Source organism: Clostridium senegalense, assembly GCF_018916625.1.
In the GTDB taxonomy this organism is placed as follows: domain Bacteria; phylum Bacillota; class Clostridia; order Clostridiales; family Clostridiaceae; genus Clostridium_J; species Clostridium_J senegalense.
In genome coordinates, this window is record NZ_JAHLNC010000006.1 from 98,171 (window position 1) to 115,470 (window position 17,300).

Consider the following 17,300-nt stretch of genomic DNA (forward strand, 5'->3'; position numbering starts at 1 on the left):
ATTGATAAGTGCTAATAAAAGTGGTATATTAAAAATTAAGTAATGAAAGGAGATGTTTATTTTGGAAACAAAACAATTTAAGGCAGAGTCTAAAAGACTTTTAGACATTATGATAAATTCAATTTATACTCATAGAGAAATTTTTTTAAGAGAATTAATTTCTAATTCAAGTGATGCTATCGATAAAATTTATTATAAGGCATTAACTGATGATTCATTAACTTTTGAGAAAGATAATTATTATATAAATATAATTCCTGATAAAGAAAGTAGGACTTTAAAAATCTGTGATACTGGTATAGGTATGACAAAAGATGAACTAGAAAATAACTTAGGTGTTATAGCTAAAAGTGGTTCATTACAATTTAAGAAAGAAAATGAAGTTGAAGATGGCCATGATATAATAGGTCAGTTTGGAGTTGGATTCTATTCAGCATTCTTAGTTGCAAAGGAAGTTACTGTTATAAGTAAAGCATTTGGAAGTGATAAAGCTTATAAATGGCAATCTAAAGGGGCTGACGGTTATACAATTGAGGCTTGTGAAAAAGATTCAATTGGTACAGAAATTTTATTAACTATTAAAGATAATACAGAAGATGAAAATTTTGATGAATATTTAGATGAATATAGATTAAAATCAATAATTAAAAAATACTCTGATTTTATAAGATACCCAATAAAAATGGATGTAACTAAGAGCAAACTTAAAGAGGGTAGTGAAAGTGAATATGAAGAGTATAAAGAAGAAGAAGTTATAAATAGTATGGTTCCTATTTGGAGAAAAAACAAAAGAGAACTTAAGGATGAAGATTATGATAACTTTTATGTTGAAAAACATTTTGGATTTGATAAGCCACTAAAACATATTCATATAAGTGTTGATGGTATGGTAAGTTACAATTCAATTTTATATATACCAGAAAAAGCACCATTTGATTTTTACACTAAGGATTATGAAAAAGGTTTAGAATTATATTCAAGCGGCGTAATGATAATGGAGAAATGTGCAGATTTACTTCCAGATTATTTTAGTTTTGTTAAAGGAATAGTAGATTCAGAAGATTTTTCACTTAATATATCAAGAGAAATTTTACAACATGATAGACAATTAAAACTTATAGCTAAGAACATAAAAACTAAGATAAAAAATGAATTAGAAGGTCTATTAAAAAATGAAAGAGAAAAGTATGAAGAGTTCTATAAAGCTTTTGGATCACAATTAAAATATGGTGTATATAGTGATTTTGGAGCAAATAAAGATGTGTTACAAGATTTATTAATGTTCTATTCATCTAAAGAAAAGAAACTTGTTACTTTAGATGAATATGTTTCTAGAATGAAAGAAGAACAAAAATATATTTATTATGCATCTGGAGAATCATATGAAAGAATAGAAAAGCTTCCTCAAACAGAAGTATTATTAGATAAAGGATATGAAATATTATACTTTATAGATGATGTAGATGAATTTGCAATAAAAATGCTTGCAAATTATAAAGAAAAGGAATTTAAATCAGTATCAAGTAGTGATTTAGGAATAGATACTGAAGAAAATGAAGTAAAAACAAGTGATGAAGATAATAAATTATTTGAAAGTATGAAAGAATTATTAAAAGATAAGGTTAAAGAAGTTAAGGCATCTAAAAAATTAAAAAAACATCCTGTATGCTTATCTAATGAAGGGGAACTTTCAATAGAAATGGAAAAGGTATTAAGTGCTATGCCAAATAATCCAAGTTTAAAGGCAGATAAAGTATTAGAAATAAATATAAACCATGAAGTGTTTGATGCGCTAAAAGATGCACATGAAAAAGATGAAGAAAAGTTTAAACTATATACTGATTTATTATATAATCAAGCTTTACTTATAGAAGGATTATCAATAAGTGATCCAGTAGAATTTACAAATAATATATGTAAAATAATGAAATAAGAGATAATAAGATAGGACCATATAGAAGTTACATTTATATAACTGACTATATGGTCCTATTTATGCTAGATTAAAGAATAGCTTATTTCTAAATAAGGATTATTTAGATAACTAAAATATATTAATCCTTTACTTAATTCATAAGTTCTAGTTTCTGTATAATACTTTCCATTTTCAAAGCTAAGATCTTTTATAACAGTTTCAGTTGTGAAAGAAGTATCATTTTTTTCTGTTATTGTGGTTATAGCTTCATATTCAACTCCGTCTATAATTGTTTTTTGTGTCCATGAATTATCTTTTTTAATTTCACCTTTTAAAACTATAAAGTCTTTAATAAAAGAATGTAATGTATCTTTATTTTTAGAAATATAATCATTATTATTAATAGATTCTATAACCATATCATTGGTAACTTTGTATTTTGCCGTAAAAGTTCTTTTTCCTCTAATATCTTGACCATAACCATCATTCATAAGCCCATCATAAGTGTATAGTGCATAGTCGTTAACGGATTCAATGTTATTAAAAGTTATTTTATGTCCTGTTTCAGCAGAACCAGTATAAGCTATAGGAGTATTTTTAGTATAAAAATATTGTTTATAATCATCTAAATACGAATGTTTATTGCTAGTAGAATTATTTGTATTAGATGAAGATATAGGGGTATTGTTATTTATATTGTTTGAAGGATTATTATTTATATTACAACCAACAAGTAAAATACTAAATATACATATAAGTGAAACTAAAGATTTTTTATTTTTCAAATTAATCACATCCTTTAAATTATAATTTCACTTTTATAGAAAAATATACAAAGTGTTTTTAATTTGTTTTGTATATAATATGTGAAAATTAAAATTAAGGAATACAAGTTAAAAAATTATTTTTATATGTAATAATATTGAAAAAAGTGAAATAGTTTGTTTACAAGTAAAATAAAGTATTATATAATATTTTTGGGAATGATGAAATATGATTTATATGTGGGCACTTGGATTATATGGAGTTAGTAGTGCAACCGACCTAATTAAGTTTAAAAAAATTAGGAGTGTTAGATATGCAAAAAAAGCAATTAAAAGTTTTAACATCAATAGTATTAGGAACATCTATAATTTTTGGTGGAATGATTTCTACAGTTTCTGCTGTGGAAAAAAATACATCACAATATGGTGTAATAAATGAAAATAGTGAGGTAAGTATTTGGAATTGTCAAGAAGGACTTAATCAAAATCAAAAGAATCCATATGAAAAAGAAAGTATTGTTGTACAAGGTTCAAAGGTTTATAAATGCAAAAGATTTCACTATCCTCAATCAGGTTGGAAACCTTCTGATTCACCAATGTTTTGGAAAACAGTAGGAAAAATTCCACAGTGGAATGCTCAAGAGGAATTAACTCAAGAAAATAAGAGTCCATATGAAAAAGGTGATATTGTTATGTATAATTCTCAGGCATATAAATGTAAGAGATTTCATTATGCTCAACCAGGTTGGAATCCTTGTGAGGGACCAATGTTCTGGGAATTAATTAAATAAAGATATTAAAAACATATTTTAAAGTTATTAAATTATATATTATGTGAAAATAAGCCTACTAAGTTTAAGTTTTTAGTAGGCTTTGAATTTTCTTTAATATTTTTATATATTGATTTTTGTTAAGATTAACATACTTTTTCTTTGACAAAATTACTTTTAACACTATTATCTATTATGAATATATTGTATAATGTTAAAAATGTTTAGAAAATAAAATTTAAATGTTTAAGTTATAATGAACTATATTGATATAGAGGGGTATTTATGGGGGATAAAGATAGAGAGATTAAAAAAGATATAACTGACTTATTTGACAGAGTATCATCGGTTTTTGATGATAATGGACCGAGGTTTTTTAAATACTTTGGAGAAGAATTGGTTAAATTCGCAGATATAAATTATGGAGAAAAAGTACTAGATGTTGCTTCAGGAAAAGGAGCATCCCTTTTTTTATCAGCAAAGAAAGTTGGGGAAAGTGGAGAGGTTATAGGGATAGATATATCTAAAGGTATGGTTGATGAAACAAATTTAGAAATAAAGCATAAAGGCATAGAAAATGCACAATTAATAGTTATGGATGCTGAAAATTTAGATTTTGAAAGTGAGTATTTTAATCATGTATTATGTGGTTTTGGAGTTTTCTTTTTTCCAAATTACGAAATTGCATTTAAAGAAATTATGAGAGTTTTAAAAAGTGGTGGTAAATTCTCATTTACTACATTTTTAAGAAAAAAAGATGAGAACTTTATATGGTTAGATGAATTAGTGGAAGAATATTTACCAGAATACGAAGAGGATTGTGGATATGAAGAAACTGTTGAATTTGACACAGAAGAAGGATTATATAAAATCTTAAAAGAATCTAATTTTAAAAATATAAAAATCGAGAAAGAAGAAAAAATTTTTATATACAAAGATGAGCAAGAATGGTGGGATAAACTTTATACCCATGGATATGTGACCATATTAGATGCTATACCGTTAGATAAGATAGAAGAATTTAAATTAAAAGTTTTTGAAAACCTTAAAGTACTTAAAAAAGAAAATGGCATAGAAAATATCATGTATGTTTTATATGCTAAAGGTGAAAAATAAATTTAATAATATATATTGACAAAATAAAAATAAAAGAGTAATATAAATAAAAATAAATATTCAGAAATCTTTGAAGGGAAGAGTAGATATTAGTTTAGTATTTAAAGCGAGTAGAGGGCGGTGTAAGCTCTATAAGAAAAGTAATATTGAATGACATCCTGGAGGTTCTTATTTGAAAATTATAGTAGAATAAGACGGGTTCCTACGTTAAAGGGAGTAGAGATAACTAAGTTAATTTTAATTTTGTTAGATTAGGATGGCACCGTGAATAAAGCTTTCACTCCTATTATGGAGTGAAAGCTTTTTATATTTATTGGAGGTTATTCTAGTATATTTTAATGAATTTGAGCTCAATTTATTGAAGTTAGTCTAATGAATTTAAACCAATATAGTTAAAAAAGGGTGGTACCGCGAAATTTTTGCCCCTTAAGTTTTAAACTTAAGGGGTTAATTTTATTTAAGGAGGAAAATTTATGAAAAGAATTATGATAAATGAATTAAAAAATAATATGAATGAAAAAGTTATGATAAAAGGTTGGATCCACAGAATAAGAAAGTTAAAATCAATTACGTTTATTATATTAAGAGATAGAACAGGAATGGTACAATGTGTTTTAAACAATAAGGAGATTGATATTAGTTTGGTAAAATTAGAATCAGCAATGTCAATAATTGGTATAGTTAACAATAGTAATAATAAGCTTAATAATTTTGAAATATTAGTAGAAAAGTTAGAAATAATAAATGACTTTATAGGTGAAATGCCTATTGAAATTAATAAAGATGAATTAGAAGTAAACTTAGATACTATGTTAAATAATAGAGTATTGAGTTTACGACATGAGAAAATAAATTCTATATTTAAAATACAAAATATTATAGTTCAAGGCTTTAGAGAGTTTTTAACTAAAGAAGGATTTACAGAGATTTTTACACCTAAAATTGTTTCTGAAGGAGCTGAAGGAGGAACGGATATGTTTGAAGTAAAATATTTTGAAAATAAAGCATATCTAGCACAAAGTCCTCAATTTTATAAGCAGATGATGATAGGGGCAGGTTTTGAAAGAGTCTTTGAGGTAGGCCATGTTTATAGAGCAGAACAACATAACACTAATAGGCATTTAAATGAGTATGTTAGCATGGATTTTGAAATGGGATTTATTGAAAGTGAAGAAGAAATAATGGATATGGAAGAAAATTTATTAATGTTTATATTAAATAAAATTGATAATGATGGCAAAGTGTATTTAAAGAAATTAAATGGAATTTTGCCTGTAATTGAAAATAATATACCAAGAATTAAGTTTAGTAAAGCTTTAGAAATATTAAAAACAGAATATAACAAAAAAGATTTAGATGGAGATTTGGACCCAGAAGCAGAAAAGCTAATTTGTAAATATGCTAAAGAAAAATTAGGTTGTGATTTTATATTTTTAACTCATTATCCAAGAAAAAAAAGACCAATGTATACAATGCCTTATAATGAAGAAGAAACTAGAAGTTTTGATTTATTATTTAGAGGAATTGAAATTACCACTGGAGGACAAAGAATTCACAATTATGAAATGTTAATTAAAAATATAGAATATAAAGGATTAAATAAAGAAAACTATGAAAACTATACATCTGTATTTAAATATGGAATGCCTCCACATGGTGGTCTTGCTATAGGTCTTGAAAGAATAACAAGTAAATTACTAGGACTTGATAATGTTAGAGAAGCATCGCTTATACCAAGGGATAGAACAAGGTTATTACCATGATAAAATATATATAATTTAAAATATTCATAAAATATTGACAATTAATTTAGAATTGTGTATAATATTTCCAAGTAGTGAGTGTATCTAAGTCCAAACGAGCGGTACAGGGAGAATATCCTACACGTAGGTAAAACTCTACGGAGTCACTTTAATGTGATTTCGTAGAGTTTTTCTTTTCAAATAATGGAATAAAGATATGCAAATTTTAAATTTATTTTATATATTTTAATTTAAATCTTAATTTCAATAAAAAACATAGGATGTGATAATATGAATTTTATGATAAGACCAGTAAAAATAGAAGATGCAATATTTATAAATGAAATAAGACGTCAAGATGGTGTTCGTGAAAATACAATGGGGATTATCAGTGAACGAATTTCTAGAACGGAAGGAATTATAAATAATCTTAGTGATAATGATCATATGATAGTTGGAGAAATTCAAGAAAATGATATTTTAAAAGTAGTAGGGGTAGCAAGTCTATTCGTTAATAAGTCTAATAGAGTAAGACATTCTGCTAGTATTGGAATTATGATAAGAAGAGAATATCAGGGAAAAGGTATTGGAAGAGCTTTAATGGAGAATTTAATTGACTTAGCAGATAATTGGCTTATGCTGGTTAGGTTAGAATTAGGAGTTTTTACTGATAATGAGAAAGCAATAAATCTTTATAAAGCTTTAGGATTTGAAATTGAGGGAAAAAGGAAATATGCACTTATAAAAAACGGTAAATATGAAGATGAATATATAATGGCTAGGTATAATTTAAAATAATATAAAATAAGTTTTAAAATTATTAATTTTTAAAAAGGTAAAAATACTAAACTTGAAGAATACACTTATTAATAAAGAATCTTAATGTTAATTTTGAGAATTCGAATTATAGGGGGTGGCAATATGTTTATTTCATTCAACAAAGAGGATAACATTTTAAATGAAAAACCATTTTTAGGTGATGAGGTTCAATTTAATATTTTTCATAAAATTATAGAAGGTAATGAAGTTTTATCATTAAAAGCAGAAAATGGTAATGCAATAGCTATGCATAACCCTGGTTATGAAATGTGGGTATGGGTTAATGAAGAAACTGATACAAATGAATTTGAAAATATAATAAAAGAATTATGCAGTATTTTAGACGATAATGATATATCAGGAATATCCGGTAATCCAGATGTGGTAAAGAAAATAGCTGATGTGTATTTTAATCATTTTAATGTAAGTTATAAAGAATATATGGAAATGAATGCTTATGAATGTAATAGGGTTGTATCCTTAGAGAATTCAAAAGGGAAAATGATTAAAGCAGAATTGAAGCATAAGGATATAGTTGCAGAATATTGCCATGGGTTTAAAAAAAGTATTAATGGTGATGATATTGAAAAAGAAGTTCAACTTTGTGAAGCAGAAAAATTAATAAATTCAGGAAATTTATATTTATGGGAAATAGAAGATAAAGTTGTATCAATGGCAAATATAGCACATAAATCACCAAGGCATTGCCGAATAAATAATGTGTATACTAAAACAGAAGAAAGAAAAAAAGGGTATTGTACGTCGTTAGTTGCAAATATAAGTTCAAAGTTATTAGAAAATGGAATTATACCAATGTTATATGTTGAAGTAGGGAATATAGCAGCAAATAAAATTTATAGAAATATTGGATATGAGCATCGTGGAAAAATTAATACTATAATGTTTATTTATTAGATGGATTTTAGGGGGATTAATAATGTATTCAGGGGAAAAGGTTAAATTACGAGAGTATAAAAAAGAAGACATTAGAAAAGCTCAGAAATATATGAATGATCCAGAAATAAAGAAATTATTAAATTCCAATATTCCATATCCAATTACCTTTGAAGATGAAGAAAGATGGTATGAAAGTTTAGGTGCAACAAAAGATACTTATAACTTTGCAATAGAAACATTAGAAGATAATCAATATATAGGTGGCTGTGGAATAAATAAAATAGATTGGAAAAATAGCGTAGTAATTATAGGTATATTTATAGGAGATAAAGAATATTGGAATAAGGGTTATGGAACAGATGCTATAAATATATTAATAAGATTTATATTTGAACAAATGAATATACGAAAAATTAAGTTGCAAGTATTTTCATTTAATGAACGTGCTATAAGAGCATATGAAAAATGCGGATTTAAAAGGGAAGGTGTATTAAGACAAGAAATTTTTAGAGACGGAAGATATCATGATGAAATTATTATGGGGCTTTTAAGACAGGAATATTATTAATAAAGGGAAACAAGCTTAAATTTATTTAATAACCTTAAAATATTTTTATTAAATGTATAGTGTTGAATTCTAATAAAATAAAGTGTAAATGAAAAGGTTTAAAATTATTATAAATGTATGATATTTTCTTGCATAAAAAAATAACACCATTTAAAATTAAAAGTAAATAATTAAGAAATAACAAAATGGAAGGATAAAATATGGAGAAAAATTCACTAAAGATAAAGAAAAAATGGATTCAGCTAAAGAAAAGAGAACAGATAAAAGTATCTACTATGCTAAGGGAAAGATATATTAATTTTATAGTAGAACATAAGAGGAAACCTAACAGAGAAGAACGGAAATTTATAGCATCAAAGGTTTATTTAGAAACAGAAGAAATGAAAATTGAGATAAGCGATAATGAAATATGTAAGTATTTTGAAAGTAAGGTATCAAAATATGATAAATCAGTAGAAAAAATGGAAATATATTAAAAATCATAAAACACTATATACTTATAAGGTATATAGTGTTTTATAATATTTATTACTTATAGATAAGGATAAAAAGATATATATTAATTAGAGTATTTGATAAAATTGCAGGAATTATATTAGGTAAGCACGAACTATTTGATGATATGGGAAGTAATAAGAAACCATATGAAATATTATTAGAAGTTATGGGAGAATGTAATGTGCAATTTATTGCAGAATTTGATTGTTGTCATACACACCCTATGGTTACATTACCAATAGGTGCAATTGTAGAATTGGATGGGGATAATGGAAAAATAAAAATAATTTCTAATTGTTTTGAGAAATAAGAAGGTTTTCATTAAATATTTGATTAAATAATAGTTAGAAAATAGGGTTAATTAAAAAATGGGGGATAAGAATGTTTGAAATAAATACAGAAAGATTGAGATTAATACCATTAGACATTAAAAATTATAAATTGTATTTAGAAGATACTGATAAAATGGAAGAAAATTTAGGACTTACAATAACAAATACTATTATTGAAGAACCACTTAGAACTGCTCATAAGATCACATATGACAATGTTTTGAAAAATATTGATAATTATTTATGGGAAACAAATTGGATAATTGTCTTAAAAGAGGAAAATAAAATAATTGGTGGAATTATGATAAAAGGAGAACCAAATGAATTTGGTGAAGTAATAATAGGATATGGAATAAATGATTATTATCAAAATAAAGGATATATGACAGAGAGTGTAATGAAACTAAAACAGTGGATTTTTAAAAATTGTAAAGTTAAAAACATTATTGCTGACACCGATAAAGACAATGTTTCATCACATAAGGTTTTAAAAAAGAATGGCTTTAAAAAGTATAAAGAAACTATAGAAATTAATGATGAAGGGGAAAAAGAGTTTTTAGTTTGGTGGAAGTTAAAAAAAGAGTGTGAAAATGTTTACTAAACATATGTAGAATTTTATAATATTAATTTAGAGACATATAGGGAAACAAGATTTCATTTAAATTTATTTAATAATTTTAAAAGTCAACTTTAAACCTTATAGATAATTAAAATAAGTATGATAAATAATAGTTTACTCATAAAATGTAATGAAATTTTATTTTGGTTCTGTTTTATAATTTAAACTTTCGAGTAAAAATATAAATTAGGAGGTGATTTTATATAATAAAATATTTAATTTACATATAAATAATAGGGTAAACATAAAATTTTTATAATTTGCTTGTTTTTATATATTTTTATACACATTAGGGGGAGAATTTATGAATTTGAAGAAGATTAAATTATCAAACAAACTTATTATAGGGTTTGGAGTAATTTTAATTTTAATGACTATGATTTCTTTAACAACTATAGTTAAGTTAAATAATGTAAAGAAATCTTTAACAGAAATAACGGTGACTAATACTGAAAAGCAAGAAACTGCTACTAATATGAGAGCATGCTCAAATAATATTTCAATAGCTATAAGAAATTTATGTATTAGCAATAGCGACGAATTTATGCAAAAACAAAAAAAGACAATAGATGATAATATAAATAAATATATGAAGCTAGAAGCTGAACTTGAAAAAACAATTACAACTGAAGAGGGAAAAAAAGTAGTAGAAGAAATTAAACAATCTCGAGAGAAAGAGCTATCTTTAATAAATAGTTCAGTTAAAGAAGGTATGAGAAAAAATATAACTGGTGTAGAAATTGAAAAAATAATTTCAAATATCGAAGAGAATGGAAATCAATGGAAAATAAATATTGAAAAAATGGTTGAATTAATGACTACTTTTAATAATGAGGCTGCTAAAAAATCAGATGAAGCTATGGATAATCTTATAAATATAACAATAATATTAACTACTATAGCTGTATTATTAGGAATTGGTTTTGGATATATAATCTTATTAACTATAAAACAGCAAATGAGAGAAGTTGCAGAAGCTGCTGAAAAGATGGCAGATGGAGATTTGATGACAAATATAAATTCTTATTCTAAAGATGAGGTAGGACAAACTGTTAAAGCTTTAAATAATGCTATTAAAAAATTAAAAAATACAATGATATCAGTAAAAAATGAAAGTAATTCTATAACTGAAAGTGCTAAAGTTACCAATGAATTGTTTAGTGAAGTGTATGCTGAAGTACAACAGGTTTCAGCTGCAACTGAAGAGATATCTGCAGGAATGGAACAATCATCAGCAGCAGTGCAAGAAGTAACAGCTATGGCTAATACTGTTAAATCAAATGCAGATGATTCTACTAATAAAGCAAAAGAAGGATTAAATTTAGCGTTAAATATACAAAAGAAAGCAGAAGTTATAAATAAAAATTCATCTAAATCAAAAGAAAATACAGAAAAAATATATGAACTATCAAAAGAAAAGCTTGGAAAAGCTATAGATAATGCAAAAGTAGTTCAAAATATTTTAGATATGTCTAATGCTATTTTAGGAATATCAGAACAAACAAATCTTTTAGCATTAAATGCAGCTATAGAAGCTGCCCGTGCAGGTGAACATGGAAAAGGATTTGCTGTTGTTGCAGAAGAAGTACGTAAATTAGCAGAGGAATCATCTTATGCCGTTGCAGATATACAGGAAAATGTTAATAAGGTACTAGTTGCAGTAGATGAACTTTCAAATTCTTCACAAGATGTTTTAGCATTTATAGAAAAAGAAGTATTAAAAGACTATGCGGAGTTAATAAATACTAGCATTGAGTATAAAAAAGATGGAGATACTATAAAAAATTTAGTAGAAACACTTGCAAAATCATCAGAGGATGTTTCATATTCAGTAGATGAAATAGCAAAAAGCATGGAGGAAGTATCTTCATCTGTGGCACAGGTTACAGCTTCTTCTACTGAAATAGCAGAAAGTATTTCAATGGTAAATAACAAGAATGATATGATATCTAGTGAAACTGATAAAAATCTAGAAGTAGCATCAAGATTGTCTAAAACTGTTGAACAATTTAAATTAGAATAACATAGAGAATAAAGTTATTTAGCAACTTTAAATAGTTAAGAAATATAATTTATATTTCTTAACTATTTTTATTTTACAATAAAATACTTATATAAAATACTTATAAATTCATAAGTATATTAAGATTTATAAATTGACAACGAAAATATTATACATAGGTAAAGAAGTAATTTAGAGATTATAAGTAAAATAATGGTTGAAATGTAGAGTAATTAATAAATATGCATTTTAATTAAGTATTATAAGATTTTGATTATGTGTAATAAAGAGGGCATTAAAAACTCTTATTTTACTTGTAATCTCTTAAACACAGGAGGAAAATTATGAATTTAAAAAAAGTCAAATTATCTAACAAACTTATATTAGGATTTGGAGTAGTTATAATTTTAATGGCTCTAATATCTAGTACCGTTATCTTAAAACTAAAAGGTGTAGATAAATCATTACATCTTATAGTAGATGTAAATAGTAAAAAACAAAATATTGCTACAGACATGAGAGGGGATATAAATAATATTGGATTAGCTATAAGAAATTTATGTGTTAGTAAAAATATGGATTATATGAATGAACAAAAGAAAAACATAGATGAAAATATAAGTAAGTATATAGAATCAGAAAATGAACTTATAAGTATCATGGAGACTGAAAAAGGAAAAACTATTATGGAAGAAGTTAAAAAAGATGGGGAAACAGCCATAATAGCAATAAATAAAGCAGTTGAAGAAGGAATGAGAACAAATGTAAGTTCAGCTGAATTAGAAAAAATTATAATTTCACTAGAGGAACCAAGTAATAAGTGGAAGGAAGATGTAGGAAAAGCTATTACTTCAATAGAGGATATGAGTAAGATAGCAGCAACTGAAGCTAATGCTAGTATGAAAAAACTTAGAAATTTGACTATGAGTTTATCTGCATTAGGAGTAATCTTGGGAGTTATATTTACATATTTGATTTTAAAAAGTATTAAAGATCAAATGAAAGAAGTGGTAGAGGCTACAGAAAAATTAGCAGAAGGTGATTTAAGCATAAAAATTAAGTCCTACTCAGATGATGAAATAGGACAAACTATAAATGCTATTAACAATGCAGTTAATAAATTGAAAAATTCTATGATATCTGTTCGTAGTGAAAGTGAAAGTATAGAAGAAAATGTTAGAATTACTGGTGATATGTTTAGTGATGTTTATGCTCAGGTACAACAGGTATCAGCAGCTACTGAAGAAATATCTGCAGGAATGGAACAATCATCAGCGGCGGTGCAAGAAGTAACAGCTATGGCAAGTACTGTTAAATCAAATTCAGATGATTCTACTAGTAAAGCAAAGGAAGGATTAAGTATAGTTGCAAATATACAAAAAAAAGCAGAGAGTATAAATAAAAATTCTTCTAAATCAAAAGAAAATGCAGAAAAAATATACAAGTTATCAAAAGAAAAGCTTGGAGAAGCTATAGAAAATTCCAAGGTAGTTCAAAACATTTTAGATATGTCAAATACTATTTTGAGTATATCTGAACAAACAAACCTTTTAGCATTAAATGCTGCTATAGAAGCTGCTCGTGCAGGGGAACATGGAAAAGGATTTGCTGTTGTTGCAGAAGAAGTTCGTAAATTAGCAGAAGAGTCATCTCATGCTGTTGCTGAAATACAAGAAAATGTTAGCAAAGTATTAGTTGCAGTAGAAGATCTTTCAACATCTTCTACAGATGTCCTAACATTTATAGAAAAACAGGTGTTAAAAGATTATACTGAACTAATAAATACTAGTGTTGAGTATACAAAAGATGGGGATACTATAAGAGAATTGGTAGAAATTTTTGTTAAATCATCAGAAGAAGTTTCATATTCTGTGGAAGAAATAGCTAGAAGTATGGAAGAAGTATCAACGTCAGTAGCACAAGTTTCAGCTTCTTCCACTGAAATAGCTGAAAGTATTTCAATGGTAAATAACCAAAATGATAGCATATCTGTTGAAACTAATAAAAATTCAGAAGTAGCATTAAAGTTAATAAAGGTAGTAGAACAATTTAAGTTAGATTAACAAAATATAATAAATCATAAATAAAATTTGTATGAGGGATAAACGATATAAAAATAGCTAGAGAAAATATATTTTTCTAGTTATTTTTTATGCTGTTTAGAATATGATTAAGATATTAAGTAAAATGTAAAAAATAAAATAATTTTATATAAAGAATAATAAAAGTTGTAATAGAGAGTACAAATTTCTACAAAAAAAGTGGATAAATATGTGTATAATAATGTAAAATGAATAAAATATGGAGGATTATGAAATGAACTTTCCAACACATATTGTTGCTGTTGCTGGACTAATAACTAATGATGATGAAAAAATACTTTTAGTAAAAAATCCAAGGGGCGGATGGGAATTCCCAGGTGGACAAGTTGAAAATGGCGAGGATTTGATAGAGGCTCTAAAAAGAGAAATAGAAGAAGAGTCAGGTGCTATTACAAATATTGAAAGTTTAGTTGGTGTATATTCAAATGTTCAAAGTTATATGGGATGGGATGGTGTAAGTTACACTCCTACAAAGGTTATATTAGATTTTATTGGTAGGTATGTAGGAGGAGATTTACATACAAGTGATGAAAGCATAGAAGTAGGTTGGTTTAAAAAAGAAAATGTTTTACAAATCATAGAAAATGAAAATTTAAAAGATAGAGCAAGAGATATGCTAGAGTTTGATGGCAAAGTTATATATAGGGCATATGAAACTAAACCAGTTTATAGTGTTAAAGGTGAAAGGTATATTTAAAAGTAAATAAAAAATAATACTTATTATAACTCAGAATAAATTACTATTAAATTTTACCTAAAATAAGTTGTCAATTGTTAATATAATGTTAATCTTGAAATTGTCTTAAAAACCTATAGCTTAATAGTATAAAGTGTGTACTTTTTAATAGAATTTATTGTTTTCAAAAAGTTAATTTATTGAATATATGAATAATATATACAAAGTATTTATAAAAGAATATTATTAATATAGAGAAGCAAACTAAAATTTAATTTTATTTAATAACTTTAAAATATTTTTATACAAAATGAATTGCTATTTAAAAATATACTTTATAAATAAAAAATTAAATCTTGTTGAAAGGACGTGATGTTTATGATGAAAAGAATGAACAACTTAAATTTAAAAGTTTTAATTAAAGGGGAGGATATGTCTGATTAATAAGATTATACCTCCTATATTATGGAGGATAAAAAATGAATATTGTAAGTTTAAAAGATATAGGATTAAATGAAAAATATATAAGTGAAGCTAAAACATATGATAAAAATTTATATATTGGAAGAGTTTCTGTTCAGCATAAGAATTTATATAAAGTTATTACTGATGACGGTGAAATTAAGGCGAAAGTTTCCGGAAAATTTTCCTATTCATCCTTTGACAATGCTGATTATCCAGTAGTAGGAGATTGGGTTCTAGTAGATAGGAAAAATGATAGCTGTGGAAATGGAATAATACATCATGTATTAAAAAGAAAAAGTTATTTTGAAAGAAAAATAGCTGGAACATCATACGATGCACAAATAGTAGCGGCCAACATAGATAAAATATTTATTTGTATGGCATTAAACAATGATTTTAACCTTAGAAAATTAGAAAGATATGTAGTTACTGCATGGAATAGTGGTGCAGAGCCTGTTATTGTATTAACTAAGTCTGATTTGTGTGATGACTTAGTTAATAAAATTATGCAAGTTAAATCAGTAGTTAATCAATGTGATATATTAGTTACAAATAGCATTAATGAAGAAGGGTATAAAACTATAAAATCTTATGTTGAAAATGGTAAAACAATAGCTTTTATAGGTTCATCAGGGGTAGGTAAATCCACACTTATAAATAAAATTATAGGAATTGATGAATTAAAAACTAACGAAGTTGATGAAAATGATAGAGGAAAACACACTACAACATATAGACAAATGTTAATAATACCAAATGGAGGAATAATAATAGATACTCCTGGGATGAGAGAACTTGGAGTAGTGTCAGCAGATTTAAATAGATCTTTTAGCGATATAGAAGAACTAACTGCAATGTGCAAATTTTCAAATTGTACTCATAAGAATGAACCTAAATGTGCAATTAGAGAGGCTATAGAAAATGGAACTTTAGATGAAAGTAGATTTGAAAGTTATAAAAAGCTTCAAAAAGAATTAGAATATAATAATACAAAAGGAAAAGAACTAAAAAAACAAAAAAATAATTTAATATTTAAAAGTAAATCTGAATTAAAAAATAATAAAAAAAAATAAATTAAGAAATACAAGATAAGATTATATAGTTTAAAAAGGAGCTAGTGCAAAACTAATTGAAGAAAGTTAGTCTTGCATTAGCTTTTTTATGTATAAGTAGTGTGCGGTCTATCGTAAATATAAATAATTGTGATTTGATTTTATGTTAAAATTAAATCACAATTATTACTTTAATGGGAGGTTATTATGGAAAAAACAATAAACTTGAACTTTGAAAAGATAGAAGAACTTACGAAACTAGATAAGAAAACTTTAGTAGAAAGAGCACTTAAACTTTCAGAAGAAGTTGGAGAGGTGTCAGAGGCAATTTTAAGCTATTGTAATGTTTGTGGATGTGGATATAAGAAAAAAGGTAGAGAAGATGTTATTGAAGAATGTTTAGATGTTATTATAGTGGCTAGTTCTTTGATAAGTCATGTAAGTGATGGAAATTTAGATAATAATTTTATAAGAAATTTATACTTAAAAAAAATAAATAAGTGGGAGGAAAAATCTAAAAAATCACTTTAATTTATATGTATAGAGAAACAAGTTCAAATTTATTTAATAACCTTAAAATATTTTTAAGCAAGATACAGTGTTGGGTTCTAAGTGATTTAAGGAATGTCTCACTCTTTTGGTTATTAAAGTTTTGAGATGGAAAAAAATCAACTTGGAACCTATATTTGAAATACATTTATTGTAATAAAATCATAAATAAGTTAAATGGAAAAGTTTATTATAAATCTAAAACCTTTAGGAATAGATAAGATACCTAAGGGTTTTTTTGTCAATTAAAATAGAAAAATAAATTATATTGTATATAAAACTATATAAAAAAAGAAAATTGATTAAATATTTTGAATTTTAATTGACAAAATATTCGGAAATGATTAAAATTAAATTAAGTTAATTCAGTATACTAATTAAACTTAATTTTTAATTTTGAGGGAACATATAGTG

The 17,300-nt window shown here is 25.6% G+C and carries 16 protein-coding genes, 1 riboswitch and 1 other annotated feature; of the genes, 15 read left to right on the forward strand and 1 reads right to left on the reverse strand.

The window, feature by feature from the left end; genetic code table 11:
- Positions 1-61: 61 nt before the first annotated feature.
- Positions 62-1,933 (forward strand): molecular chaperone HtpG, encoded by a 1,872-nt coding sequence (htpG, locus tag KQI36_RS11525; protein WP_216451000.1) that lies wholly within the window; start codon positions 62-64, stop codon positions 1,931-1,933.
- Between the two features lie 65 nt (positions 1,934-1,998).
- Here htpG and KQI36_RS11530 read toward each other — a convergent pair whose 3' ends face one another.
- Positions 1,999-2,700 (reverse strand): hypothetical protein, encoded by a 702-nt coding sequence (locus KQI36_RS11530; RefSeq protein WP_216451001.1) that lies wholly within the window; start codon positions 2,698-2,700, stop codon positions 1,999-2,001.
- A gap of 185 nt (positions 2,701-2,885) precedes the next feature.
- A riboswitch (cyclic di-GMP riboswitch) is annotated at positions 2,886-2,969 on the forward strand.
- A 24-nt stretch (positions 2,970-2,993) separates the two neighbouring features.
- Here KQI36_RS11530 and KQI36_RS11535 point away from each other — a divergent pair.
- The 14 genes from KQI36_RS11535 (at position 2,994) to KQI36_RS11600 (ending at position 16,868) form a co-directional block, all read left to right on the forward strand.
- A complete protein-coding gene (locus KQI36_RS11535) occupies positions 2,994-3,470 on the forward strand; it encodes a carbohydrate-binding protein (RefSeq protein WP_216451002.1) in 477 nt (158 codons plus the stop codon).
- A 264-nt stretch (positions 3,471-3,734) separates the two neighbouring features.
- Positions 3,735-4,565 carry a class I SAM-dependent methyltransferase gene (locus KQI36_RS11540; protein WP_216451003.1) on the forward strand — a complete coding sequence of 277 codons (831 nt, stop codon included), beginning with the start codon at positions 3,735-3,737 and terminating at the stop codon, positions 4,563-4,565.
- Between the two features lie 61 nt (positions 4,566-4,626).
- Positions 4,627-4,853, forward strand: a binding site (T-box leader).
- Positions 4,854-5,038: 185 nt separating this feature from the next.
- Complete coding sequence (aspS, locus tag KQI36_RS11545; RefSeq protein ID WP_216451004.1) at positions 5,039-6,328, forward strand: aspartate--tRNA(Asn) ligase; 1,290 nt, start codon at positions 5,039-5,041, stop codon at positions 6,326-6,328.
- A gap of 270 nt (positions 6,329-6,598) precedes the next feature.
- A complete protein-coding gene (locus KQI36_RS11550) occupies positions 6,599-7,105 on the forward strand; it encodes a GNAT family N-acetyltransferase (RefSeq protein WP_216451005.1) in 507 nt (168 codons plus the stop codon).
- Between the two features lie 123 nt (positions 7,106-7,228).
- A complete protein-coding gene (locus KQI36_RS11555) occupies positions 7,229-8,041 on the forward strand; it encodes a GNAT family N-acetyltransferase (RefSeq protein WP_216451006.1) in 813 nt (270 codons plus the stop codon).
- 22 nt (positions 8,042-8,063) lie between these two features.
- Positions 8,064-8,591, forward strand: coding sequence for a GNAT family N-acetyltransferase (locus KQI36_RS11560; RefSeq protein ID WP_216451007.1), 528 nt, complete (start codon positions 8,064-8,066; stop codon positions 8,589-8,591).
- Positions 8,592-8,791: 200 nt separating this feature from the next.
- Entirely contained in the window at positions 8,792-9,067 is a 276-nt protein-coding gene (locus KQI36_RS11565) for a hypothetical protein (protein WP_216451008.1), read from the forward strand.
- Positions 9,068-9,153: 86 nt separating this feature from the next.
- Complete coding sequence (locus KQI36_RS11570; protein ID WP_342357389.1) at positions 9,154-9,399, forward strand: S66 peptidase family protein; 246 nt, start codon at positions 9,154-9,156, stop codon at positions 9,397-9,399.
- 71 nt (positions 9,400-9,470) lie between these two features.
- On the forward strand, positions 9,471-10,022 hold the full coding sequence (locus tag KQI36_RS11575; protein ID WP_216451009.1) for a GNAT family N-acetyltransferase: 552 nt from the start codon (positions 9,471-9,473) through the stop codon (positions 10,020-10,022).
- Positions 10,023-10,344: 322 nt separating this feature from the next.
- The gene (locus KQI36_RS11580; RefSeq protein ID WP_216451010.1) at positions 10,345-12,063 is read left to right on the forward strand and encodes a methyl-accepting chemotaxis protein; all 1,719 of its coding nucleotides are present in this window, start codon (positions 10,345-10,347) and stop codon (positions 12,061-12,063) included.
- A 323-nt stretch (positions 12,064-12,386) separates the two neighbouring features.
- On the forward strand, positions 12,387-14,105 hold the full coding sequence (locus KQI36_RS11585; protein WP_216451011.1) for a methyl-accepting chemotaxis protein: 1,719 nt from the start codon (positions 12,387-12,389) through the stop codon (positions 14,103-14,105).
- Between the two features lie 253 nt (positions 14,106-14,358).
- Positions 14,359-14,841 carry an NUDIX hydrolase gene (locus KQI36_RS11590; protein WP_216451012.1) on the forward strand — a complete coding sequence of 161 codons (483 nt, stop codon included), beginning with the start codon at positions 14,359-14,361 and terminating at the stop codon, positions 14,839-14,841.
- A 458-nt stretch (positions 14,842-15,299) separates the two neighbouring features.
- Positions 15,300-16,358, forward strand: a complete 1,059-nt coding sequence (rsgA, locus tag KQI36_RS11595) for a ribosome small subunit-dependent GTPase A (RefSeq protein WP_216451013.1) — start codon at positions 15,300-15,302, stop codon at positions 16,356-16,358.
- Positions 16,359-16,544: 186 nt separating this feature from the next.
- A complete protein-coding gene (locus KQI36_RS11600; RefSeq protein ID WP_216451014.1) occupies positions 16,545-16,868 on the forward strand; it encodes a MazG-like family protein in 324 nt (107 codons plus the stop codon).
- Positions 16,869-17,300: the final 432 nt, after the last annotated feature.